At 42.5% G+C, this 25,226-nt stretch carries 18 protein-coding genes; 10 read left to right on the top strand and 8 right to left on the bottom strand.

The features are described 5' to 3' along the window. Positions 1 to 227: 227 nt before the first annotated feature. Complete coding sequence (gene sppA / locus AC3CKG_RS11450; protein ID WP_488528375.1) at positions 228 to 2,078, top strand: signal peptide peptidase SppA; 1,851 nt, start codon at positions 228 to 230, stop codon at positions 2,076 to 2,078. Positions 2,079 to 2,196: 118 nt separating this feature from the next. Next, positions 2,197 to 3,213, top strand: coding sequence for an asparaginase (gene ansA, locus AC3CKG_RS11455; protein ID WP_017111133.1), 1,017 nt, complete (start codon positions 2,197 to 2,199; stop codon positions 3,211 to 3,213). A 106-nt stretch (positions 3,214 to 3,319) separates the two neighbouring features. On the opposite strand, the gene AC3CKG_RS11460 is transcribed toward ansA, so the two are convergent. Continuing rightward, the gene (locus AC3CKG_RS11460; RefSeq protein ID WP_017107368.1) at positions 3,320 to 3,601 is read right to left on the bottom strand and encodes a YeaC family protein; all 282 of its coding nucleotides are present in this window, start codon (positions 3,599 to 3,601) and stop codon (positions 3,320 to 3,322) included. 113 nt (positions 3,602 to 3,714) lie between these two features. Here AC3CKG_RS11460 and AC3CKG_RS11465 point away from each other — a divergent pair, with 113 nt between their 5' ends. Then, on the top strand, positions 3,715 to 4,521 hold the full coding sequence (locus AC3CKG_RS11465; protein WP_029223574.1) for a DUF2989 domain-containing protein: 807 nt from the start codon (positions 3,715 to 3,717) through the stop codon (positions 4,519 to 4,521). 142 nt (positions 4,522 to 4,663) lie between these two features. On the opposite strand, the gene msrB is transcribed toward AC3CKG_RS11465, so the two are convergent. After that, positions 4,664 to 5,062, bottom strand: a complete 399-nt coding sequence (msrB, locus tag AC3CKG_RS11470) for a peptide-methionine (R)-S-oxide reductase MsrB (RefSeq protein ID WP_029225933.1) — start codon at positions 5,060 to 5,062, stop codon at positions 4,664 to 4,666. A gap of 358 nt (positions 5,063 to 5,420) precedes the next feature. Here msrB and gap point away from each other — a divergent pair, with 358 nt between their 5' ends. After that, positions 5,421 to 6,416, top strand: coding sequence for a type I glyceraldehyde-3-phosphate dehydrogenase (gene gap / locus AC3CKG_RS11475; RefSeq protein ID WP_029223576.1), 996 nt, complete (start codon positions 5,421 to 5,423; stop codon positions 6,414 to 6,416). Positions 6,417 to 6,659: 243 nt separating this feature from the next. After that, positions 6,660 to 7,544: a D-hexose-6-phosphate mutarotase gene (locus AC3CKG_RS11480; RefSeq protein ID WP_488528376.1), complete on the top strand. Its 885-nt coding sequence runs from the start codon at positions 6,660 to 6,662 to the stop codon at positions 7,542 to 7,544. 81 nt (positions 7,545 to 7,625) lie between these two features. Here AC3CKG_RS11480 and AC3CKG_RS11485 read toward each other — a convergent pair whose 3' ends face one another. After that, on the bottom strand, positions 7,626 to 8,600 hold the full coding sequence (locus AC3CKG_RS11485; RefSeq protein ID WP_108151431.1) for a nucleoside hydrolase: 975 nt from the start codon (positions 8,598 to 8,600) through the stop codon (positions 7,626 to 7,628). 204 nt (positions 8,601 to 8,804) lie between these two features. On the opposite strand from AC3CKG_RS11485, the gene rlmA reads away from it, so the two are divergent. From rlmA to AC3CKG_RS11510, 5 genes are all read left to right on the top strand, one after another. Next, complete coding sequence (gene rlmA / locus AC3CKG_RS11490; RefSeq protein WP_488528377.1) at positions 8,805 to 9,620, top strand: 23S rRNA (guanine(745)-N(1))-methyltransferase; 816 nt, start codon at positions 8,805 to 8,807, stop codon at positions 9,618 to 9,620. Between the two features lie 75 nt (positions 9,621 to 9,695). Beyond that, positions 9,696 to 10,655 (top strand): ChaN family lipoprotein, encoded by a 960-nt coding sequence (locus AC3CKG_RS11495; RefSeq protein ID WP_428782217.1) that lies wholly within the window; start codon positions 9,696 to 9,698, stop codon positions 10,653 to 10,655. 269 nt (positions 10,656 to 10,924) lie between these two features. After that, positions 10,925 to 11,278, top strand: a complete 354-nt coding sequence (locus tag AC3CKG_RS11500) for a hypothetical protein (RefSeq protein ID WP_102314860.1) — start codon at positions 10,925 to 10,927, stop codon at positions 11,276 to 11,278. 167 nt (positions 11,279 to 11,445) lie between these two features. Continuing rightward, positions 11,446 to 13,332, top strand: coding sequence for a BCCT family transporter (locus AC3CKG_RS11505; RefSeq protein ID WP_017111140.1), 1,887 nt, complete (start codon positions 11,446 to 11,448; stop codon positions 13,330 to 13,332). 193 nt (positions 13,333 to 13,525) lie between these two features. Beyond that, positions 13,526 to 15,103: an alkaline phosphatase gene (locus AC3CKG_RS11510; RefSeq protein WP_488528378.1), complete on the top strand. Its 1,578-nt coding sequence runs from the start codon at positions 13,526 to 13,528 to the stop codon at positions 15,101 to 15,103. Positions 15,104 to 15,598: 495 nt separating this feature from the next. Here the strand turns inward: AC3CKG_RS11510 and AC3CKG_RS11515 are convergent, their stop codons facing one another. From AC3CKG_RS11515 to AC3CKG_RS11535, 5 genes are all read right to left on the bottom strand, one after another. After that, positions 15,599 to 16,171, bottom strand: a complete 573-nt coding sequence (locus tag AC3CKG_RS11515; RefSeq protein ID WP_009844826.1) for a hypothetical protein — start codon at positions 16,169 to 16,171, stop codon at positions 15,599 to 15,601. A 152-nt stretch (positions 16,172 to 16,323) separates the two neighbouring features. After that, positions 16,324 to 17,094 (bottom strand): hypothetical protein, encoded by a 771-nt coding sequence (locus AC3CKG_RS11520; protein WP_372235153.1) that lies wholly within the window; start codon positions 17,092 to 17,094, stop codon positions 16,324 to 16,326. Positions 17,095 to 17,452: 358 nt separating this feature from the next. Further along, complete coding sequence (locus AC3CKG_RS11525; protein ID WP_371728575.1) at positions 17,453 to 18,691, bottom strand: PDDEXK-like family protein; 1,239 nt, start codon at positions 18,689 to 18,691, stop codon at positions 17,453 to 17,455. Between the two features lie 309 nt (positions 18,692 to 19,000). Further along, positions 19,001 to 20,473, bottom strand: a complete 1,473-nt coding sequence (gene ltrA / locus AC3CKG_RS11530; protein ID WP_488528379.1) for a group II intron reverse transcriptase/maturase — start codon at positions 20,471 to 20,473, stop codon at positions 19,001 to 19,003. Positions 20,474 to 21,303: 830 nt separating this feature from the next. Next, a complete protein-coding gene (locus tag AC3CKG_RS11535; protein WP_171308428.1) occupies positions 21,304 to 24,906 on the bottom strand; it encodes a YobI family P-loop NTPase in 3,603 nt (1,200 codons plus the stop codon). Positions 24,907 to 25,226 lie beyond the last annotated feature (320 nt).

The raw sequence follows: 25,226 nt of genomic DNA on the forward strand, positions 1-25,226 counted from the left end.
AAAGTTCAAACAACCGTTTACATTTTTGTAACACCGATCATAATGCAGGACATATTAATCGTTCAGAAACCCTTAATTTGACTACACTTAATGAGAATATATATCGATTAACAATTCTTGGTGTAGTTTGAGCTAGGGAATTATCGTAGGATACTAAGCAGTTAATATTATTGAGATTAATGGTACTACGACTTGTTAAAGCGACGTAATCTCACTGTGGAGACAGAATGAAAAAAATATTCAAATTTATCGGTATGATCTTTAAAGGGATTTGGAAGCTCATTACGTTTGTGCGTCTTGCGCTTGTTAACCTGTTCTTTTTGCTCAGTATCGCCATTATTTACTTTGTGTACTTTCACTCAGATACGACTCAACCAACCGTTCCGCAACAATCAGCATTGGTACTTAACCTTTCAGGGCCGATTGTCGAACAAAGTCGCTACATTAATCCGATGGACTCCGTAACAGGTTCACTGCTTGGCAAGGACCTCCCGAAAGAGAATGTCCTGTTTGATATCGTTGAAACGATTCGCTATGCAAAAGACGACGAAAACGTCACTGGTCTTGTTTTAGCACTCAAAGAGCTGCCAGAAACCAACCTGACTAAGCTTCGTTACATTGCTAAGGCTCTTAACGAATTCAAAGCAACAGGTAAGCCGATTTATGCGGTGGGTGATTTTTACAACCAAAGCCAGTACTACCTAGCCAGTTACGCTAACAAAGTCTTCTTATCACCAGACGGCGGCGTGCTACTTAAAGGCTACAGTGCTTACTCGTTATTCTACAAAACTCTATTAGAGAAGCTTGACGTAAATACACACGTGTTCCGCGTCGGTACTTACAAGTCTGCAATCGAACCTTTCATTCGCGACGACATGTCAGACGCAGCGAAAGAGTCCGCTTCTCGTTGGTTAGGCCAACTGTGGGGAGCATACGTTGATGATGTTTCTAACAACCGTCAAATCGATGCGAAAACACTGAATCCAAGCATGGATACGTTCTTGAAAGAGCTTGAATCGGTTGACGGTGATATTGCAAAACTGGCCGAGAAACTTGGCTTAGTTGATGAACTGGCAACACGCCAACAAGTTCGATTAGAACTGGCAGATGTGTTCGGCAGTGATGGCCAAGATAGCTACAACGCATTTGGTTACTACGAATATCGTTCAACCATGATTCCAGACATGACCAGCGAATCACATGATGTGGCAGTTATTGTTGCTAGCGGCGCCATTATGGATGGTAAGCAACCAAGAGGTACTGTTGGTGGTGATACCACTGCAGCCTTACTTCGCCAAGCTCGTAACGACGACAAAGTGAGAGCGGTTGTGCTTCGAGTAGATAGCCCGGGTGGCAGCGCCTTTGCTTCAGAAGTGATTCGCAACGAAGTCGAAGCGCTTAAAGAAGCCGGCAAACCGGTTGTGGTTTCCATGTCGAGCCTTGCTGCTTCTGGTGGTTACTGGATCTCAATGGGTGCAGACAAAATCCTAGCTCAACCAACCACGCTAACGGGGTCAATTGGTATCTTCAGTGTTATCACAACCTTCGAAAAAGGTTTGAACGACATTGGGGTTTACACAGATGGTGTCGGCACGTCACCTTTCTCTGGCCTTGGTATTACAACAGGCTTAAGCGATGGCGCGAAAGATGCGTTCCAAATGGGCATTGAAAATGGCTACCGCCGATTCATTAGCTTAGTTGGAGAAAACCGTGGCATGGAAGTCGATGCTGTCGACAAGATTGCTCAAGGTCGAGTATGGACGGGTCAAGATGCTATGCAGAAAGGTTTAGTGGATGAGATTGGTGACTTTGATGACGCAATTGAAGCGGCCGCTTCACTCGCTGAACTAGAAAGCTACAATATCTACTGGGTAGAAGAACCTCTTACGGCCACTGAACAGTTTATTCAGCAATTTATGAACCAAGTACAGATGTCGATAGGTCTTGATATTCAATCGATGATACCAAGCAGTTTACAGCCTGTTACTCAGCAGTTAGCTCAAGATAGTCAACTATTAGGCAACTTTAACGACCCACAAGGACGTTATGCTTTTTGCTTAAACTGCCAAGTTCAATAGGTTAACCCAAAAGCTCAATGATCGAGAGGCACCTCTGTGTGAGGTGCCTCTTTTTATTGCACGATAATTCGCTATAATCGCCCCCCTGTTCCCTACATCACACTAAGTAATCATCGCCATGGAAAGAAAACACATCTATATCGCGTACACCGGCGGCACAATTGGCATGCAAAAATCTGCAGATCACGGCTATGTTCCTGTCGCTGGTTTTATGGATAAGCAGCTAGCTGGCATGCCTGAGTTCCATCGCCCAGAGATGCCTGAGTACACCATTCACGAATATTCTCCACTTATGGACTCTTCAGATATGACGCCACTTGATTGGCAGACTATCGCTGATGATATTCGCGCGAACTACGATAAATACGATGGTTTCGTTATCCTGCATGGCACAGACACAATGGCTTACACCGCCTCAGCCCTGTCTTTCATGTTAGAAAATCTCGGCAAACCTGTGATTGTTACGGGCTCTCAGATCCCATTAGCAGAATTACGTTCAGACGGACAAGCAAACCTACTGAATGCACTGCACATTGCAGCAAACTACCCTATCAACGAAGTGACACTGTTCTTCAACAACAAGTTGATGCGTGGTAACCGCAGCACAAAATCACACGCTGATGGCTTCAATGCATTTACCTCTCCAAACCTGACCCCATTGCTAGAAGCGGGTATCAATATCCAGATCAGCAATAACGTAAAGGTAAACGAACAACCTGAAGGTGCTTTCAAGGTTCATAACATTACACCGCAACCCATCGGTGTGATCACTATGTACCCTGGCATATCACACGAAGTGATCCGTAACACGCTACTACAGCCAGTTAACGCAATGATTTTACTTACTTTTGGTGTTGGTAATGCGCCACAGAACCCAGAACTGCTTCAGCACCTAAAAGATGCCTCTGAGCGTGGTGTGATTGTGGTTAACCTAACTCAATGTTTGGCGGGTAAAGTCAACATGGGTGGTTACGCGACGGGTTGTGCGTTAGCAGAAGCTGGCGTGGTGAGTGGTTACGATATGACACCAGAAGCAGCACTTGCGAAACTGCATTACTTGCTCAGCCAAAACCTAGGCTACGAAGAAGTAAAAAATAAGATGCAACAAGTGTTACGCGGCGAGATGAGCTTGTAAGTAAGCGGGTATTTTAAAGCAAATTATTTATATTTATTGCTTAAAAATAAACAGCTTAACATTAAAAAGGGGTGGCACAGCGCCTCCCCTTTGTTGTAATTTAAGCCTAATGATTCGGGTTAACCCTAACAATATCTTCTTGGTCTGATTTAAACTGTTTCTTGAGTTCAGCCTTTGATTTAAAACTTATGTCACCACCAGCCGCAATTGTCATATGCTGAGCTTCATCATTATGTTTAGATTGGTATAACATGACAGCTTGCATACACGAATCACGTTGTTCTTTGGAAAGCGCCGTACCTTCTGGCCATTTGCCCGTTTCAACGGCATAAGTTAAACGCTCGTAGACCTCAGGAGTCATTGCGCTAAGAAGTTGTTCTGCATCCATGATAGAGCCCTAGTTTTAACAATTTTCACCAGAAAATAACCTGTAACAGAATTGAGTCAAGAACCTCACCGAAAATAAGTGTAATTGATCACAAGTGAAGGAATATGAAGATTATGAAATGGTTGGCTATTGGCATATTGCCTCTTGCGCTTGCTGGTTGCCTTGAAGGGAACAAGAACACGGATCAGCTATGCCAAAGCAATTCGGCATTACAATGTGAACAGCTCAATATGAACGACGGACAATGCCGTGTGGCACGTACCGATCTCATCTGGCATCGCTTCGAAGTTCTAAAACAACCAACCGAAATCAATAAGATCAAAGAATTTGAGTTGGTCGCCTCTTATAAGAAGTGTCTAGAGTTGGCTGCACAAATTGAAACCATCGATCAATCTAAACTTCAAGAACGTCGCTTCACGGCTTTAATGCATAGTATTGAAGAATCTGAACGAATCGTTAAAGAGCTGTCTCAATCGGATACACCAGAAACGCTCTACTTCTTGTGGTCACAAACCGGTGACACCAATGCCAGACGCAGTTTCTTGCAGCTAGAAGGAAAAGAAGCGTTAAACACGGCAGAAATGCAATATGCATTAGCCACCTTCTACACGACTCGTGATCATGAAAAAACTTTAACGCTGCTCAATAATGCTTTAACGCTTTCCAATGGTTCTGCCGTCAATACTGAAATTTTCAAATCCATGGCCAGTATTAATCACAGCCTAGGTCATTTAGAGAAAGCGTATTTATGGGCCATGGTCGCCAAAGATTTTGATGTACCCATCGCTTCAGAAGCAGAACTTAATGTGTTGTATCGTTTCGACAAACCTCAATACAAGCAATTCAATGATGATGCCGAAAAGATTGTCGAAGCCATTGAAGACGGCGTTTACACCGCATCCATAGTGCCGAACTATTAGTTTTCGATTTCTTAACGCACAAAAAAACAGCTACTTTCATGGTAGCTGTTTTTATTTGTACTAGAGTTAACCCTACCCACTTGGCTATTCATCCCTTTAAGTGCCTGAAAGCAACTTGTAAGGATTAGACAATAGTTACAAGTTATTTCGTAGTTTTGTCATTTTTGTTGAAAATTAACGACACTGAGTTAACACAAAATCGCTCACCTGTTGTCTTAGGTCCATCAGGGAAAACGTGACCTAAATGGCTATCACAGGCTGCACAACGGATCTCTACACGCTTCATTCCGTGACTTAGATCTTCTATATAGCGTACTGCTTCATCATTCACAGGGGCGTCAAAGCTAGGCCAACCGCACCCTGAATCATATTTGTTATCCGATATAAACAAAGGGGTTTCACAGCAGGTACAGCTATAGATACCCGTATCATGGTTATGTAACAACTTACCGCTATAAGGGGCCTCTGTACCACGTAGTCGACACACCTCATATTCATCATCAGTTAGGCGTTCACGCCAGTATTCATCAGGCTTTGTCATATTTTCTTCCTCGTGAATCACGTTAATATCCGTCCACATTCTCTTTTATTATATTTACTTTTTTCTATAAAGGCTTGCATATGAGTCGTTTTGTAGCACATACTTTCTCACCAGGAAACATTGTACATATACACTCATAAGTGAATCATCATTTAGGGGTATTTTACCCAACTGGAAGGGTTCAGAGCCAGTCGCAATGGTCAAATTTCAACCACTTACACCCAATTGTTAAGAAAAGCGTCGCTTTTTTTTGACATTAAACAAGTTAAGTCGGATTATCTATTGCAGATGTATACTGGATTCTGTAATTTTACTACCAGTTATCTTTAATCAGAAATTAAGTTGTGGAGCAACTACAATGACTATCAAAGTAGGTATTAATGGTTTTGGCCGTATCGGTCGTTTCGTATTCCGTGCAGCGCAAGAGCGCAATGACATCGAAGTTGTTGGTATCAACGACCTTATCGACGTTGAATACATGGCATACATGCTTAAGTACGACTCAACTCACGGCCGTTTCAACGGTACTGTTGAAGTTGAAGGCGGTAACCTAATCGTTAACGGTAAAACTGTACGTGTTACAGCTGAGCGTAACCCAGAAGATCTTAAGTGGGATGCTATCGAAGTAGACGTAGTTGCTGAAGCAACTGGTCTTTTCCTAACTGACGAGACTGCACGTAAGCACATCACTGCTGGCGCTAAGAAAGTAGTTCTTACTGGTCCTTCTAAAGATGCTACTCCAATGTTCGTAATGGGCGTTAACCAAGCATCTTACGCTGGTCAAGACATCGTTTCTAACGCTTCTTGTACTACTAACTGTCTTGCACCTATCGCTAAAGTACTTAACGATAAGTGGGGCATTGAGTCTGGTCTTATGACTACAGTTCACGCTACTACAGCAACTCAAAAAACTGTAGATGGCCCTTCTGCTAAAGACTGGCGCGGTGGCCGTGGTGCTTCTCAAAACATCATCCCATCTTCAACTGGTGCTGCTAAAGCTGTAGGCGTTGTTCTTCCAGAACTAAACGGCCTTCTAACTGGTATGGCTTTCCGTGTACCAACTGCTAACGTATCTGTAGTTGACCTAACTGTTAACCTAAAAGAAGCTGCATCTTACGAAGAAATTTGTGCTGCAATGAAAGAAGCTTCTGAAGGCGAAATGGCTGGCGTTCTTGGTTACACTGAAGACCAAGTAGTATCACAAGATTTCATCGGTGAAGTTCAAACTTCAGTATTCGATGCTAAAGCTGGTGTTGCTCTAACTGACAAATTCGTTAAAGTTGTATCTTGGTACGACAACGAAATCGGTTACTCAAACAAAGTTCTAGACCTAATCGCTCACATCTCTAAGTAATTTCTTTTTAGAAATCGCTTTAGATAAGCATTAGCGAAGACTGTTTTGAGCAGACTTTGAAAAAGGCGACCTTAGTGTCGCCTTTTTAATACCTGCTATCTTTTAAACGACTTCCGACTTCAATCCCGATCACCAAAACACTGAAATTCAATTCCAATACTGACTCTGCTTGTCACTCATAAAATCACAAGCACACTAGTTCTTGTCAGCATTTGAATTCAATTTCCTTAGAAGGATCATGTAATGGATTTATCTACTCTACCTGCACTGACTGTACTTTCTGACAACGTCACTATCGTTGAACACGAAGGTGTAAAACTGGTTCGCGTTATCCACGATAAAGCAAACGCAGCGATTTCGTTGTTTGGCGGTCATGTGGTGTCATTTCAACCACAAGGTCAAGAAGACCTAATTTGGATGAGCCAACAAGCTAAATTCGACGGAAAAACTGCCCTACGTGGCGGTATCCCAGTATGTTGGCCTTGGTTTGGTCGCATTGCAGCACCTGCACATGGTTTTGCACGTTCAAGCGAATGGCAATTGGTTGAACACCGTGAAAGTGAAGCTGGCGTGATTGTCAGCTTAGGCCTAAAACCTAGTGAAGCGACTCTGGCAGTATGGCCTCATCAATTTGATGCTCGATTGAACGTTGAGATTGGCGACCAGCTAAAAGTCACTTTGGATGTGAAGAACACTGATTCGCAACCATGGACTTTCTCTGGCGCACTGCACACTTACCTAAATGTCGGCGATATTCACAGCACAACGACCACAGGTATGGGTGCTGAGTACATAGATAGCCTACAAGGTGGCAAGATCTGCCAAGGTGGTACTGAGCTAGTACTGACTGACACTATTGACCGTGTTTACACACAGCCAGAAGCTCAAATTCTTGTTGCCGACAAAAAACTGGATCGCACACTAACGGTTGAGAACCACGGTCATAACTCTGCAGTATTGTGGAACCCGTGGGCGGAAGGCGCTGCAGGTATGGGCGACATGCAAGACGATGGTTACCTAACCATGATGTGTGTAGAATCAACACTACACGCACCAAGCCTAGAAACAGGTAAAACGCTACAGCCTGGCGAAAGCCACCAGCTGATTACGGTGATTTCAGCTCAGTAAGCGAATCAAAAAAGCTCTTCAAAGGCCGGTTTATCCGGCCTTTTTTACAGCTATTTTTTACAACACTACGATGACTATCAATTAGCTTTGCTGCTGTGAATAATGAACTAAAGTTTCTCTATAGAGTGACAATAGAGTATTGTTGTCCACTTGAATGCCGACCTTTTGTGCAGGGAATGAACTCCACTCATCATTCATATATTTACGTTGATCAACTTTCTGAATGGTCATCCCTTCTGCGGGGCCATCAGTCACTACTCTGACTGAGCCACTACGACAGGTAAATAGAGATGGTTGGATAACATAAGCAATGGCTGAAGGATCGTGAACATGACAACCCTCCATTCCTACCTTTTCAGAATAGAACTTTAAGTAGTAACGGCTAACATCCCAGATAAACTGCCCTACCTCTCCAGCCTCATCTCGTAAATCATCAAGGTATTGACCAGTAAAGAAGCTCTCCTCAGTGACATCTAGCCCGATAATTACCACTGGCCATGATGCCGTAAACACCTTATCCGCAGCGTGAGGATCATCATGGATATTCGCTTCAGCAAATGGCGTCACGTTACCTCTATGGTCATTTTCACCGAACGCGCCCCCCATAATGACCACTTCTTTTACTAAGTCGACAATTTCAGGATCCGCTTCCAGAGCGAGCGCGAGGTTAGTAAGAGGGCCAACCGCCACAAGAGTGATCTCTCCCGGTTCCGCTCGAACACTATCGATAATGAACTGGTAAGCCGGCTTATCAATCGCTGTAACATCTAATGAACTTGGCGCTTTCACATCCCCAAATCCAGCCTCGCCATGCACCACAACCGTGGCTCCAACGGGATCTCTTATTAACGGCTTATCCGTTCCCTTAGCCACAAGCGCCTTCATTCCAAACTTCTGCTTCAGATAAAGAGCATTTTGAGTTCCGTTGTCAATCGTCGCATTACCATAAACAGTGGTGATGCCCACCAGCTCAATATCAGGATGCGCTTCCGCAAATAGGATGGCCATTGCATCATCGATGCCCGGATCTGTATCTAGGATGATTTTCTTTGTCATATCAGCTTCTAATTAAACAGTAGGAAAGCGTAGACGATACCCAGAAAAAACGCAGATAAACGTGACCTAAACCTAAGCTCTGATTTTTATTGTAATAAGCCATAAGCTCACTATTCTAGAAGCAGATATTCTCGCCTTTTTATTTAGCCTGATGCAGACCTTTTTGATAGAATCTGCGCCCAACTCTATGCCTCTGAGATCGTCATGACTTACCAATGCCCTTTGTGTCACCAACCTTTATCTCAAAACGATCGTACGTTTAAGTGTGAAAAAAACCATCAGTTCGACCTAGCGAAAGAAGGCTATGTCAATTTGATGCCAGCGCACCACAAACGCTCAAAAGATCCAGGTGACAACAAAGAGATGATGCAGGCACGTCGCCGCTTCCTTGAAGGCAACCATTACGATCCAATGCGCCAAGCGGTGGTGACATTATGTTCTCGCTATCTACCAGAAGAGGCGCCTAGCCTATTAGATATTGGTTGTGGCGAAGGTTACTACACCAACGAAATTGCGGTAAATCTTCAAGAAAAGAACGGCGCTACTTTTGGCCTAGACATCTCTAAGGTAGCTATCAAATACGCGGCTAAACGCTACCCTGCGGTCGATTTCTCTGTTGCTTCGAGTCATCGCCTACCCTTTGCTGAAAATAGCTTAGACGGCATTCTGCGCATTTATGCACCATGTAAGGCTGAAGAGTTACAGCGCACAATCAAAGACAATGGCGTCGTGATCACCGTGACACCAGCCAGCCGACACCTGTATCAGCTACGTGATGCGATTTATGATGGCGTTCGTTTGCACGATGAAGACCCAGAAGTGATCGAAGGTTTTACTCTTGAACACCAAGAGCAACTAAACTATGTGATGGAACTATCGGGGTCGGATGCATTTGACCTGCTACAGATGACGCCGTTTGCTTGGAAAGCGAGTGAAGAGTTTAAACAACAACTCATCGATACCGAGCTATTCAACTGTGAAGCTGACTTTATGCTGCGAGTGTACCGCAAACAACTTTAATTGATATTGATTATCGTTTGCATTGAAATCTCATCTTGCCTCCTTTAGTATGCGTGTTCTTCAAGGAGGCATTTCATGCAACGTATTATTCTTATCGGATTAGCTACCCTGCTTACAGCTTGTGCTAATCAACCTTCAAACAGCACTTCTCAAAAAGTAGCTAACACGCAGACGCAAGTCGTTTCCACATTCTATGACTACCAGTTTGCTTCTCCACAAGGCAAAACGCTTTCTCTTGAGGCTCTCCCTCAACAGTTGATTGATGCTGATGTGGTTCTTATTGGCGAATGGCACACTCACTCGGCAATCCATCGCTTTCAAACCGACTTCTTAAAAGAGCGCCGCAATGCCACATCAAACATCGCGCTTTCAATGGAACAATTCACTCGAGAGCATCAGGACACATTAAACCAATATCTAAATGATGAGATTGGCGAACAAGTTCTTATGTCTCAAGCGGCTGCTTGGCCAAATTACGAAAGTGATTACCGCGCGTTAGTTGAGTTCGCTAAAACCAACGACGTCGATATCATTGCGGCCAACGCACCAAAGCCGTTTGTACAGTGTATTGGCCGTAAGGGATTATCCTATCTAGATCAGCTACCTTCAGAGCAACGAAACTGGGTTGCATCCGAAGTCGATACTGGCGATAGCCCTTACAAAGAAAAATTCATGGCTTCGATGCATCACGGCACACCAGAGCAAACAGAAAAGCAGTTTGCTGCTCAGGTAACGTGGGACGAAACTATGGCTGAATCGATTGTTGATTACCTAGCGTCGAACCCTGAACAACAGGTGATCCATGTCGCTGGTAAATTCCACACCGAAGGTGGTTTAGGCACTGCAGCATCAATTCTACGTCGTAACCCTGATTTGAAAATTGCCATCATCAGCCCAGTTGAAGAAATCTCATCGGATAGCAGTGACTATCAGCTTAAAGTGCTTTCGCCACCGGCTCGCTTTGTTAAAAAAGAGAACCGAATGAAGGCATACAAGCACCTATCTAAGCGCGGATCCGATCTCAAGTGCGATTAAACTCGCTCTCCAGACTCAAGCTTTATTTTAGTTAAAGTCTGGTACGCTAGAAGCCTGGTAAACGAGAAACCTAGTACGCTAAAGGCTTCTTCAATCGCGCCCTAAGATAAATATTGTTATCGGCATAGGAATTGCTTAATTACCAAGCAGTTTGACTAAGCAGACGAAAATGTAATGTGCGAATAAAAAATCATCACCACGGTGATTAATTGCACAAGTTTTTCACACCTCTGCCGATACTATATTTAAGGATAGGTAAGGAGAGCGATATGACGCCAGTAGGAACGAGTAACACTCAGCTGTATTCACCTTCGCAAATGAACGCACAAGCTAAAAGCACTGAAGCTGAAAAGCCTGCACCTCTTAAGGTTGAGCAAAATACCGTTAAGCTTTCCGATGAAGGCAAAGCCCTATTATCTGCCCTTAAAGAAATCGATAAAGAAGCGAAGAGAATCGAAGCGGAAAACGAAACCGTGACCGATAAGGTTGAGTCATTTGCTCATGGTGCGCTTGGTATGGATCACCCAGATAAGATTGAAGAAGAGGAAGATAACTCTTATTCAGCAGGGCAATACTTATCCGCAGCGGCAACGGTTGGTGGCATTCTTCTCGCTCTGATTTAACCTTACCTCCCTTTACTGTATTCCTTTCACTGCATCGCTTGCAGTATCTATTGCACTGAGCCTCTTTCATTGCAAAAAACGATTTGTCGTCACGACAACAGACCCGATTTGTCCTAAAAAACGAGTTCACGACATAATTCCGCTCTCATTTTAATGGAATAATACTCGTGAAAAACTCTTTTGCGCTTATTGATAAGCCAACCTTTTTTGGTGCGATAGCACTCCTACTCACGATCGTCTTCCCGCTGATTATGTTCCCGACGCAAGGAGCAGACTGGATTGCGGTAGCTAAAACATTTATGACAGACCAACTTGGTTTCTTGTACCTAGCGCTTGGACTCGCAGCTTGTGCCTTCATGGTTTACGTTGTGTTCAGTGACATGGGACAAATTAAACTGGGTGAAGCTGATGAAGAACCTGAGTTCAAAACCGCATCATGGGCAGCAATGCTTTTCTGTGGTGGTATCGGGGCAAGTATCTTGTACTGGGGTTGTATTGAGTGGGCTTACTACTATCAATCACCACCTTTCCAACTAGAACCTGGCAGTGAAGAAGCCGTGCGTTGGGCTGCGACCTATGGTTTATTCCACTGGGGTCCAATTGCTTGGTCTATTTACTTAATCCCTGCGATTCCTATTGCCTACTTTTTCTATGTACGTAAACAGCCTGTACTAAAAATTTCTAGCGCATTAATGCCTGTACTAGGTGAACACCATAGCCGCGGTGTTGCCGGTAAAGTGGTAGATATCCTATTTATCTTCGGCCTATTAGGTGGCGCTGCGACAACGTTAGGTTTAGCTGCTCCTCTTATTACTGAAGGTCTTAACCACCTATTCGGCTTGCCAAAAAATAACCTAACTCAAGTTATGGTGCTTCTGGTTTGTACTGCGATATTCGCGTACTCATCGTATGCGGGTTTGGAAAAAGGCATCAAGATCCTCAGTAACATTAACTTCTGGGGTGCGATGGGATTATTGGTATTCGTCCTAATCGCTGGTCCAACGATTTTCATGCTTGAAACAGGCTTAGACTCGATTGGTCGCCTATTGTCTAACTTCTTCGTGATGGCAACATGGGCTGAACCATTCGGCGGCTACGGCACGTTCGAAAACACACATTTCCCACAAGATTGGACCATTTTCTACTGGGCGTGGTGGCTAGTTTTCGCACCAAGTATGGGCCTGTTTGTTGCGCGTATCTCTCGCGGCAGAACTATCAAACAGATGGTGTCAGGCTCTATCTTCTTTGGTTCATTAGGCTGTTTCTTATTCTTCATGATCTTAGGTAACTACGGTTTATCCCTGCAGTTATCTGGTGAACTCGATGTTGTCGCAATCCTAAACGAAGAAGGCGCAACCAAAGCGATTTTCTCAATGCTGGCACAACTGCCAATGAGCACGTTAGTGATCGCCGTATTTACACTGCTGTGTATTATTTTCACTGCGACAACCTTTGACTCGATTTCTTACATTCTGGCTTCTGTGGTTCAGAATAACGTGACCGAAGAGCCAATGCGTTGGAACCGTATGTTCTGGGCATTTACCCTATCATTCCTACCGACGATTCTAATGTTCCTTGGTGGTTTAAGTACGCTTCAAACAGCTGCGATTGTTGGTGGTTTACCGCTACTGGCTATCTCTGTGATGTTGATGATCTCAGCCGTTCGTGCAACGAGCCTCGATTTACGTCACCAAGAGAGTTACATCGAGCCAACGATTAACATCGAAGAGCTGCCAGACATGGACCCATGGTCGGCAGAAGGTATGGCACTGGCACAGTTCGAGAAAGAGAAAGATGCAGCACAAGATGCCGCAGAACTTGAACGTGAAGCTTACAAAGCCCTTGCCGACGTGAAGAAAGAAATCCGCGCTTATGTTCTTGAACAGGGTGCGCAAATGGAAACACATGAACTTCCTGAAAACCTACAACAAGCACTTGAGCAGGCTGAAAACAGCCTAAGTACAGCTCAAGCGAAAAAAGTAGAGTTATCAGAGCAAGCTCAAAAAGCTCGAGTCGCGTTCAATCAGGTGGTTGCAGAACTGCCACTTGCTTGACATTAGCCATGACACAGTCCATTTATTTGGACTCTCCTAAATACGACAAAGGCTCACAGAAATGTGAGCCTTTTTTTATGCATTTCTAAAAACTTGAGTTATTGCTCAATTTCATATTGATGAAACAAATATGAAACGACTTTGACACAAATCGGTGTTCTAATCATCTCGCTTATATAAAAAGGGATAACTAATGAAGCACTTTATGAAACCAATTGTTACCGCAGTGGTAACCTCTACACTCTCATTCAACGTACTTTCAGCAGAAATCAAAAATGTCATTCTGATGATTGGCGATGGTATGGGACCTCAGCAAGTTGGTTTATTGGAAACCTACGCAAACCAAGCGCCAAACTCCATCTATAAAGGGAAAAAAACGGCCCTTTATCAACTTGCTCAAGAAGGGGTTATTGGTTCATCCCTTACACATCCGGAAGACGCAATCGTAGTGGATTCAGCTTGCTCTGCGACCATGCTTGCAACGGGTATTTACAGCGGTTCAGAAGTAATCGGTATTGATTCCCAGGGTAACCATGTTGAGACAGTACTTGAGAAAGCGAAAAAAGCAGGCAAAGCGACTGGCTTAGTTTCCGACACGCGCTTAACTCACGCGACTCCAGCTTCTTTTGCCGCTCACCAACCTCACCGATCTTTAGAGAATCAAATCGCATCCGATATGCTAGCAACGGGCGCTGATGTGATGCTATCTGGAGGGCTACGTCATTGGATTCCTAAATCGACCAACGACAAAGGTGAAACCTATAAACAACTTGAGAAACTGACTCAAGGTGATGTTTACCTAAAATCAAAGCGTAAAGACGACCGTAACCTTCTTACTGAAGCAGAGAAAGACGGCTACCAATTAGCGTTTAACCGCAACATGCTAGACGACACTAAAGGCGAAAAGTTACTTGGTCTGTTTGCCTACTCAGGCATGGACGATGGCATCGCTTATAGCAATAAGAAAAAGAGTGGCGAACGAACTCAGCCAAGCTTGAAAGAGATGACACAAAAAGCGCTCAACATCCTATCCAAAGATGAAGATGGCTTTTTCCTAATGGTCGAAGGTGGCCAAATAGACTGGGCAGGCCACAGTAACGATGCTGGCACCATGCTGCATGAATTGCTTAAGTTCGATGAAGCGATCCAAACTGTGTATGAATGGGCGAAAGATCGTGAAGACACGCTCGTGATTGTGACCGCAGACCACGAAACAGGCTCTTTCGGTTTCAGCTACTCGTCGAATAACCTACCAAAACCACAGAAACGTTCTGGCGAAGCCTTTGCTGATCGCGACTATGCACCCAACTTTAACTTTGGCGCATTCGATATTCTTGATGGTTTATACAATCAGAAGCAAAGCTACTACGGCATGATCAGTGAATTTCAGAAACTGGATAAAGCGCAGCAAACACCTGAAAAGTTCGCTGAGATCGTCAACGAAAGCAGTGAGTTCCCTATCACAGCGGAACAAGCGAAAAACGTGTTAGCGAGTAAACCGAATCCATACCGATTGGCTCAACACAAATATTTATCGGCAGAAGAAGTGCCTGCTATCAACGATTTCGATGCATTCTTCCCTTATAACGACCGTGGCAACTTGCTTGCTCGCGAACAAGCAACCGGTCAAAACATCGTTTGGGGTACAGGTACACATACTCACACACCAGTAAACGTGTTTGCTTGGGGCCCTGCCGAGAAGATATTGCCAGTTTCAAAAATCATGCACCACTCAGAACTGGGTGAGTACATTAAACAACAAGTCAACTAGCCTGAATCTTTTTTGCTCGTTTCACTTAGCGCCCTTCGGGGCGTTTTTTGTTTTAATTTTTTAAGCCTTTAAACCTTTAAGCTAAGTAAGTTTAAATTTAGGCGACGCCAAATAGCAAAACAGCCGCTCAAGAGCGGCTGTTTTTATAATACTTAGCGATTTGGGTGGTTCAGTAGTTTCAAGAATTAATTTTTGTTTTTATGAATCATGAGAAAGACCAACAATACCAATGGGTTCATGACTTTCTCAACAAAAAGCCCTTTCTTTAACCAAAACCTGAGAAAATCACCCCGAAATTCTCAACTTGCCCATCAAGTCGATCAAAGCAATTCTCGTCATTTTGTTGCTAGCTAGCACTCTTCCTCATTGCTACTCCTTTGGCTCATGCAACCACAAGACCGGGTAACGCACTTCTGTACAAAAGCTTCTTGGCTGAAATGACTTAGTTGCATCAAGATCAGGTATGAAAAAGTATCTTGAAACCATAGTCTCTTGTTATCTTTCCCGCGCACACATGTTACATAAACTAAGCCATGCATACTTTACCTTTGCTTTTAGTTTCGACTCAGTATTGAACATGACCTCCATACCCATTACTTTGGTTTTTCCTGTCATGTTCACAGTCAAAATATCTTTGCATACTTGCCTGTGATATCCATGAGAAGTTTGAGCGGAAAACAAAAGTTTGGATATATCCTCGGTAATAACACCACCTTTAATCCAAATGTCAGTATGCCCGTTAGCAGCAAACTCCCACACTTCATTTTTCGAGAATACTCGATCAGATTCCGATAATGCTTCCCGGTATTCAGGTGGTTGACCATTCTCTTTTTCTACCATGTACGATAACTTTTTATAACATGATATTGAGCTGATGGTTACTGGATAAGATTTTCGATTTCGTACAACAATAATATAGTCACTATGTGATTGTCTTTTATGAACGACTACACGCTCAATTCTCAATGCAGGCTGTGCATTTTTATACCAACTAATCAATACAGTCAGTATTGCGACAAAAGCTGCCGTAGAGCTTAAAGCATCTACTATATATTTATAATTTTCCATTATTCCACCAAGGAAATGCTAACTTCCTGTTAAGGGATGAGCAACGCAATACCGAAGCCGCCGCATACCACCTTAACCACTAAAAACAACGCATAGTGAAAATGCCACGCGTTGCGAATCCCTCTTGAACAGTTTGTTGAACTCTTTTTTAGTCACAAATTGCTTAAACCTTTATGCTCTTTTCTAAGACTGTTAACCATTAAATCAAAAACCTCGGGTATTTCAGTGACCTCAATATATGGCGCGATATAGGTTGTCGAGCGACTACCCAAAGCAAACTTAGATACTTTTTCAGAAAAACGTATATGACTATAAAAAATCTCAAAGTAAAACCCTAAAAGTATCATGCTGATGGAGCTATAAAATTGCCCTCTAACTTCATATTTCCTAGGGAATGGTGAAACAACAAAATTTCTGAGATGACTTTCGTCAAACCCCCCATCTGTTGTATCAATCAATCTCTGCACAATGACAGTACATGAATTCTTTGAAACATTATCCTGCCTAACCAAACTAGATCGAATTAGCTCTAAAAAACGTGGGGCAACTTGAATTGTTTTATAGTTTTCATGCTCTGAAACAGCACCCCGCCAGAAGATAGACAACACGAAGCTTTTAAATCTTAGAGAGTCGATATCGGAAAAATGGACGCCGTCCTCATGTCGAATAACTTTTCCAACCTTTCCTCTTAATAAGTTCAAACCATATTGATCATAGGTAATGTTTAACTTTACCTCACATCCACTACACAACTGGTCAGTAGCCCAACTGTCCTGGGACTTTCTATTGGGGATTAACTCACCAGAAGAAAGTTCGATAGCCTGACCATTCCCTTGTTTAAATAAAGATCTAAATACTGAATCAGGTATTGCATGTGAATTACATAACTCAGACTTACAAAGGCACAGCTGACACTTTTTCAATGAATACCTCCTGAGTGCTAAAAGCTATATTAGACAGAATAATTCTGTACTTAAATATAGAATTATTCTGTCTAGTATCTTAATGACGTAAACGATACATATTTTTTAATATAAATAACAATGATTTAAGTTCTTCAGTTCTGTACCTGCACATGATAGCTTCATGCGCTTTAAACATATATTGGGGCACTTTTGAGTTTGAAAGTGCCACCTGTAACGATTCTGGATAGAGGTACATTAGGTTTTTACTTAACTTAGCAACACATGAATCAACTATGGTATTGCTAGGCAATTTTTCCGTGTTTGATTATTACACAAACCTGAAAAGCGGTTAAAATTGCTCAAAGCACATATTTGTCTACTTTGAAACTGGGAATATTTCACTAAATTGCCTAAGCAGCTCAACCACATCAGTCGTTACACCGGTTATCCATTGTTCCCTAAATACTGGATTACCAAGCTTTGCTGTGTTTCCTTCACGGAAATTTTTAAAATTCATCTTATCGAAGCTGTATTTCCACGCTAACCACCATTCATCATCATCGTTAGCCCCGAGCAAAGCCTCAAGTTTATTTTTTAGGTCTGGTTCCTTGCTCAGTAACTCATCTCTAAACAAACCACGTTGGTTGTTCTTACAGACAGTAAATCCGTAGTAGAAACAATGGTCAACTTCTAAATACAGATGAATACTATACTCACCAAAGGTCAAAACTTTATACTGCAATCCATAATAGTTACTGCGCTTATAAGTTTGATAAAAATTCTGACAGACATCCATACTGATTTCTTCAAACTTGTAATTCACAAAGCTAAAGTCATAACCGACTCTTTCAAGAGACGATTGCAATTCAACCCATATCGTTTTTTGCAACTCAGCTTTGACGTCCGTGATTACCTCTTCAATTGTGAGCGCCTGTTTAAAATTATCGCCTTCCAAAAGTAAGTTTTTTATCTCCACCTTCTGATCCTCATTAAGTGTCTGCCCTGTGAGTTTTTCAATCAATTTTCGATACTGAATTATCGTTTCCCGAAGTGACGGGTAGTCATAAACCTCGCATGCGCAAGATGTTAACCATTGTTTGATATCTGTTTTATATGAGATGCAGTAAACTTCTTCACAACTGAGAGAACCGAGGCTTTTTCCTGAAGGGGTGTTGCCAAAAAGTGTAAGATAACAAAGGTGTTTTGTTTTTGAGCCGTGGTAATCACTTAGCGCATCTTTGTAACGCTGTAACTGTTTGGGCTGATCTTCAGCATAAATTTTATTCTCGATAACAATGACATCATGTTCACCAATAAGTAGTATATCGACTCTGCCGTGCTTTCCCATATAGCACTCTATCTCTAGTGAGAACGGGCCTTTATATCGTAGATTTTCATCTTGTAGTTGCTGTAAAAGAATCTGTTGAAACACCTCCCCTTGGTTATGAGATCCTTCAGGATTCAGCAGTTCACCAATAAAACGTGAATGCAAAGCTACTTCATCAGATTCATTACGCAAGATAGAAAAAATATTAAAGTCACTCTCTGTCACTTCCTGCAATTTTTCATACTTAAGATTGATTAAGGAAATTTCTTTTAACAGCTTATCTATCATTTAGTACCCTAGCCTTATGCATAAATTATTTCTCGTTATAATCGGCCATTTCAACCTTCATCGTAATTAAATAATTTCCAACTTAAACGCTTTTTTCAGCGCGAAACCATACTTATCTGCTCTTTTCTTGTCATAAGTAAAAGTATCGTAAACTAAGAGGCGCTATCTGCTGCTAAGTAATGACGCTAACACGTAAAGGTCGGGTAGACGACACTTGTTACCAAGTGCCGTCCCCCTAAGAACCCAGCGTGCAACTTTCACTGCACTAGGCTCAAGCCTTCACGAAGGCATCGTTTGATACCCAGCAACTTATAAAGCAGCGAGAGTAGGCTCCTTCCAAGAGTTGCGAGCTTGCCTTTTTGACTTTCTCTTAGCCAAGTATTCTAGGTGTTGAGGGTCATATGGTGTCGCTGCACTTCGGATTTTTACATGTCTCTCGATCGGTACTTTGGCTATTTGGAAGAGATTGAACTGGCAATCCATATCCATGATCTTCTGCCAACCATGAAAATGCCATTGGCCTTTTCGGTTGACGAAGTATTTAAGGGCCACCCAAGTTTTGGATTTTGTCGGATGACGCCTCACTGCCCAGTGCCATAATGCAAGAAATAGCTTATGACCAACATATCCGAATACCTGTTTAGCCACGCAATGGCGATAATAATTAGCCCAACCCCTTAATTTCGGATTTATCAGTTTGATAAGATCGTTTACAGAGGTTGTTGCATGCTTTTTGATGAGTTCGCGCAGATTACTCAAGAACAGCAATGTGTTAGATTTACTCGGTTTAATGAGCAATTTCCCTTTGTACTTTCTGTGATTGAACCCTAGAAAGTTAAAGCCGTTATCGATGTGTGTAATGTGCGTTTTCTCTTCGGATAATGTTAATCCTCTTTCCGCTAAAAAGTCAGCGATCAACGGTTTGATATCGTTCTCCAACACTTCCTTTGAAGCGCAGGTGACGACGAAATCGTCGGCGTATCCAATGAAATTGGCTCTACTACCCTTTTTGAGGGCCGTAGACTTAATATGCTGCTCAAGTCCAGCAAGAGTCATTAGCATCAAGGTTGGTGATATTATCCCACCTTGTGGTGTTCCCTCATCGGTGCGATAAAACAGACCTTTGTCCATAAAGCCAGATTTTAGCCATTGTTCCAACATTCTCTTATCAATAGCGATGTTATCAAGAAGCCATTGATGACCGATCTTGTCGAAACAAGCTTTAATATCCCCTTCAAGTACCCATGTAGCTGATTTCTTTAATGCCAAACATTTGAAACACTGCCCAACTGCATCGGCAGTACTGCGATTTGGCCTAAATCCATAACTATTAGGGTCAGCAAGCGTTTCCGATATAGGCTCTAATGCAAGAAGATGGAGGGCTTGTTGCGCTCTGTCTATCATGCATGGAATGCCTAATGGTCTGAGCTTGCCGTTCTTTTTAGGGATGTAGATACGCTTGAGCGGTTGGGCTTTGTACGCCTTTCGACTCAATTGATTAACTGCTTTTATGCGGCGTGCATCTGTGTTCCAGATGACACCATCTATTCCAGGCGTTTTACTACCTTTATTTTGAGATACTCGCCTTACTGCAAGAAGCTTGGCTGAGCGAGAATGAGTTAGTATCCACTGCAAGGCTTTCGCTTTACCGTGTTTACCTTCTCTAGTTGCCTTTGCGATACGCATCTGAAGCTTTAATACATGCGATTCAATAGGTTTCCAGTCGATAGACTGCCATTGAGCACTGTCAGGAGAGGCACTAATCTCTTTAGAAATCACCATTTGCGTTTCTCCTTAAATAAAGTTCTTCAAACTCTCTCGCAACGAAAGACCAGTCGGAAGTGGGCTCACTTTCGTGACCAGACACGAGTCTGTATCTGCATCGTTACAATGCAGCCTTCGCTTTCTCCGACCTCCTTTACCCGCATCGCTATCGGCCACAAGGGCTTTCCCATAGGGAGCGATACAGGCTTACCCTGTTCCGTATGTTACGTAAAATGTCAACTTAGATGCCCACTCTAGTGCGGAGAGTACTTTGATCACGAAAGGCCAATGCCCAACTCCTTTCCGACTCTCGTTGCCGTTTTGGCCACAGCGTATTAACCACTTCCGCTGCTTCATCATATGACGCACCTTTAATGGATTCACATACGTTCATCATATTGACTCCCTAGCACTTACCCGAATTGTGGTTTTCAGGAGGAACATCCTCTCACGATTTTGTTCCCACTCAGCCTAACGGCCAAGTTTCGTTACATTGTCAGATCCGCTACTTTATTCAGGATCTTAGGGTCATCTGGTGATACAGATGGTTCACTCTTGTCGTGGTGAACAACGCTTCATACGACTTCAGGTCGCACGGGCACTTTTGAGCTAGAAAGTGCCATAGGTAAAAATTCAACCTATGAGGGTTCTGGACAATTTCGCGTTACGATCTTCGGAGCACTTCTACTATTCGGATTACTCCTAGTATTGCAATCATACGGCCACCCTAAACGTAGCTGGCCAAATTTTTGTATTTATGATTAGTAATGTGTGCAATACCAAAAATACAAAGTTAAGAGCGCTCGCTAGTAAGGTGATACTCCCAAAAACAATCAAACATTATCTTCTCAAGATCTATAGAGGTTCACCTTTATTTCTTTAAATATATCGCTAATTTTCCAAGAGGAAATTATTTCCCTAGAATCGAGCCAGGAGACCAGTGCCTGATTCTCAGGTGTCTCTTTTAGTCTTGGCGTCTGGTAACCACGGGTTATTTCGGAATATGGCTTCGGTAGACTCGCCAATACATCACGTACTTCATCGTTACTCAAATGAGAGTGGTATTTATTGAAGAGTGAAATTTGCGTTGCTATCGGAAAGGAGTTCTTTATCAGAGCACTAGTTATATCTCCGTCAATGTTTGGTAGATTTGCATCTGAATTGACGATGATTGAACCAACAAGTGCTGAACGCTCTGGAAGATCAACTAACGAATGTAAATCCATCAGTTCGACGACTTTTATCTTGTTTTTCTGAGAAATATCCGACTCAAGCAGCTCTTCCAAGAAAGCATCTTCTAATGAAAAGTCTTCTGGCCCAGCCAGAAATGTATCGATATTATTTGCCGCAAACAATACTTGCAACTCTCTTTCGTTGAGCGCGTTTAGACTATCAGTACAAAATTCGATTTTCGCTTCCTGAATTAATATTATAAGCTTTGTTGGTTCAACTCCTTCTGGAAAGTGTGTAAATGACTTGGGTAAAGCTCGCACATACTCTTTGTAGCTAATATCAGAAAGAGAATTCGCGTTAAGAAGAAAAGAACGTATAGACTTCGAATCACTATCACTGGGGACCGCTTGTTTCAGGATTGCCGATCTAACAACGTCTCGGTCGAGATACTCAAGCAAGCTTTGTGCTTCAAAACCTTCACTTGCCACAAAGAAAAGGCAATTTTCCCAGTTTGGCACAATCATAGTTAAACTGAAGAGCATAGAATGTAATCTATCAGGCACATCTTCTAACGTCGGTAATTGTTGCGTCTGTTGCTCAAGAAACTCTTGGATCGTATTGAGGTTAATCTCTTCACGGCGAACTACGTCCAAAATAGCGGATGTTTCTTCTTCAGTATTAGTTTGGATAGCCAAAAGAATATTGCGTAAGTAATCGCCAAAATTACTCTCAATTCGATCTATCAAGACAGTACTGTTCGTCGCACGTATTGCCGTGAAGTTCCTTGTATGCAATGGGGTGATATCTTCCTCTCCCAATATCGCTTGATAAGCGAACTCTATGTTCGCTAACGTAAGGTCAAAAAGCCCCTCTTCAAACATTGAGTTCACAATGTCAAAGTGGTCTTTGATCGCTTCGAAGTCTTTAACGTCAAAATTGAGGCAAACGAGCCGCTCTGGATCGAGCTCAGGCGAGCTAATCAGAATATCGGAGAGATTCTCTGATACAAAAACGGGGAATTCTTCAAAATCTCTTGAAATGGATTTAAGTGAACGTTCAGTTAGTCCCCCAATCAGCTGAACAACGTGTACAAGGCTATTTGGACTAGAAAGTACAGTCAGAACAAAATCACTCCAGACATTAGCTAACTGTTGGAGAAATTTTGGGACATAACTCCCGCTGCTGTAATAAGCCATAAAGAAGTCTTCACAGTTGGAAAACTCATCCATAATGTACCCTAAAAGCCTCTCTAATTGACTTTGGTAACGGTGTTGTTCACTCAACAGAGTATCAACAAGCGAGATGTTTAAAGCGTAACTTTGTCCAAAGTCCTCATCTCTCATCGCCGCAATAACTTCGTTTGGATTATCAATAGGAAAATCTGGCTCTGGCGTAATAAATGCACGTATTTTAATGAGAAATTTATTGTCATTGGGAGACAATCGACCAGAATGAAAAAGTGAGGTGTATTGGTAATAGGTATCGTCCAGATAACCTTCTAACAGCAGAAACCGAGCAAGCTCTCCATTCTGACCAAACTCCTCGAAAAACTCCTGTAGATGATCGCCATTCAATCGTAATTGTTCATGGAATTTCGCAGTTCTAAGCCCTGCAACCTTTGGTCTAAGGTCTCGTATTGCTCGTAGAGTTTTGGTTTTATTTTCCTCTGCCTTATGTTCTATCTCCTCTTTGCGTTGAAGATAAGTTTTGTGCTGGTCTACATTATCTTGGAGTGCAGAAACATCCAAGCGACTATTATGACCATTAATGTTTCGACAATAGATGTATCGAGCCTCGATCAGCTCTTCAAACTTTCCAAAGCCTGTCAACTGGGCAGTAGCTACTTGATTACCTTGCTCGATACCCACACTAGTGGTGTGTGATGGCAGCATCTCAATTAGAGCCATCGCATATATTTGACGCAACTCTTTTAAGTCAGCAGGAGTTTGTCGTTCAGCGATATCAAGTTGCTTTTCGAGTGAAGTAATTTCAGCTCTAAATTTTTTTTCTCCGTGACTTATTAACTCATCTTGGAAATTCAATATTGCGGCGAGGGTCCCTTCGCCTCGGTGTAATTTTTCGAAGTCCCGTGGATAAACATTTTTGTAGATCAAAACGGCAAGGAGTTTATTGGCGTCGAGCAAATCTTCTCCATCTGTTTTCAAATTATCCACATAAATGCTGTATTCATTAAAGATGTTTTGAATCAACCGTAGATCGTTTAAATAACGTGATACCTCTCTAAGAAACTGACGATCAAGGCCTTCGTTAAGCGCAAGTCTCGCTCCAATCTTCAAGACCATGTCAATTGAGTTCGATGAGTTGATGATCGGAATAACTGGAATGATAAATTCGAAAAACTTGGTTCGCTCTGTGTTCGAAAATATGTCATCGCGTAGTGCATATAAGAATCGAATATGACGTTTTACGCCTGAATTTGCGTTAACAAGACCGTTAATTTCACGCAACGTAACGAAAATATCAGTATTATCGAATCGGTCTAGATCCTCAATGATTACAAGATCGTAACTAGTTTCCTGGAAAAAGTAGATTATCTCGTCTAAATGACGATTCAGTATTGAGGATTCATCATCACATGCGGGCTTAATTTCGACATTTTTTAGCGAAATACCCTTGAGTGACAAACCAAAGCTCACGACATAGAAGTGATGCAGTATCCGCCAGAGGAATGCTGTAGCAAACACAAAGAAACCTAAATTGACTGAGTTTTCGAACGCAATAGGTTTGAAATAAGTACCGCTGATGACTCCTTCCCGCTGCTGAAACACATACCAAAGCGCGAACATCCCCAACAAAATGAACAGTGACTTAAAGATTGACCCAACACCAGGCGATTGAATTCTCTTAAAGCGAGATAACGGGAGTTTGTTTGCATCCGCACCGTAAAGCATCTGCTGTAAAATACTCCTCTCGATCTCCTGACGATCCACCGTTTCTACCTTTGTTTCAGCTTCGGTAATGAAAGTCGCGAGAGAAATATGAAGAACTGGCCGTCGATACGTCTTCAAAAAAGATTGAATAATGCTGCTCTTTCCTGAGCCATAAGGGCCCGTCAGGGCTATATTTGAGATTTTAGAATTGTTCGTTGCAAATCGTAACGCTTCTGAGTAGGTGCCTGCTTTATCCGCGTCATCTGTCGGAGCTAGATCTACGAACTTCGATTGCATATCGTTGGCGTTTTTTTGTTCCAACCAAGACACTGTCTTATCAAGCCCCTTGATGAGCCAACGTACAAATGAGGTAATTATTTTATTCATATATGTATAGTTATTAGATTTAAACGAATAGGGGGACACAATGACGGTACATGTATTTAGCTCTCTATATTATGAATCTCTGCTAAATCAAAGGACTTAATCCAATTAACATCATAATGCAATCAGTGCCATACTGAATCATTAGGGAAATTTGGTCAAATACTGATGGTCAGAAATGGGATTATCAGAAACTCTAAATTAAAAAGGGGCAGAAGCTATTTAGGACAAAAACCGAATAGGACTAAAATCCATTAGTTATTATAATGGGGAAAAGTGGGCAACAAGCTGTCCAGCAAAGTTCCCTTCCTCTCTCTCACCCT

The organism is Vibrio sp. QJM3NY_15 (genome assembly GCF_057785995.1).

Bases quoted from the DNA above. Each gene is read 5' to 3' on its own strand.
- sppA (WP_488528375.1), top strand. From the start codon at position 228: ATGAAAAAAATATTCAAATTTATCGGTATGATCTTTAAAGGGATTTGG.
- ansA (WP_017111133.1), top strand. From the start codon at position 2,197: ATGGAAAGAAAACACATCTATATCGCGTACACCGGCGGCACAATTGGC.
- AC3CKG_RS11460 (WP_017107368.1), bottom strand. From the start codon at position 3,601: ATGGATGCAGAACAACTTCTTAGCGCAATGACTCCTGAGGTCTACGAG.
- AC3CKG_RS11465 (WP_029223574.1), top strand. From the start codon at position 3,715: ATGAAATGGTTGGCTATTGGCATATTGCCTCTTGCGCTTGCTGGTTGC.
- msrB (WP_029225933.1), bottom strand. From the start codon at position 5,062: ATGACAAAGCCTGATGAATACTGGCGTGAACGCCTAACTGATGATGAA.
- gap (WP_029223576.1), top strand. From the start codon at position 5,421: ATGACTATCAAAGTAGGTATTAATGGTTTTGGCCGTATCGGTCGTTTC.
- AC3CKG_RS11480 (WP_488528376.1), top strand. From the start codon at position 6,660: ATGGATTTATCTACTCTACCTGCACTGACTGTACTTTCTGACAACGTC.
- AC3CKG_RS11485 (WP_108151431.1), bottom strand. From the start codon at position 8,600: ATGACAAAGAAAATCATCCTAGATACAGATCCGGGCATCGATGATGCA.
- rlmA (WP_488528377.1), top strand. From the start codon at position 8,805: ATGACTTACCAATGCCCTTTGTGTCACCAACCTTTATCTCAAAACGAT.
- AC3CKG_RS11495 (WP_428782217.1), top strand. From the start codon at position 9,696: ATGCAACGTATTATTCTTATCGGATTAGCTACCCTGCTTACAGCTTGT.
- AC3CKG_RS11500 (WP_102314860.1), top strand. From the start codon at position 10,925: ATGACGCCAGTAGGAACGAGTAACACTCAGCTGTATTCACCTTCGCAA.
- AC3CKG_RS11510 (WP_488528378.1), top strand. From the start codon at position 13,526: ATGAAGCACTTTATGAAACCAATTGTTACCGCAGTGGTAACCTCTACA.
- AC3CKG_RS11515 (WP_009844826.1), bottom strand. From the start codon at position 16,171: ATGGAAAATTATAAATATATAGTAGATGCTTTAAGCTCTACGGCAGCT.
- AC3CKG_RS11525 (WP_371728575.1), bottom strand. From the start codon at position 18,691: ATGATAGATAAGCTGTTAAAAGAAATTTCCTTAATCAATCTTAAGTAT.
- ltrA (WP_488528379.1), bottom strand. From the start codon at position 20,473: ATGGTGATTTCTAAAGAGATTAGTGCCTCTCCTGACAGTGCTCAATGG.
- AC3CKG_RS11535 (WP_171308428.1), bottom strand. From the start codon at position 24,906: ATGAATAAAATAATTACCTCATTTGTACGTTGGCTCATCAAGGGGCTT.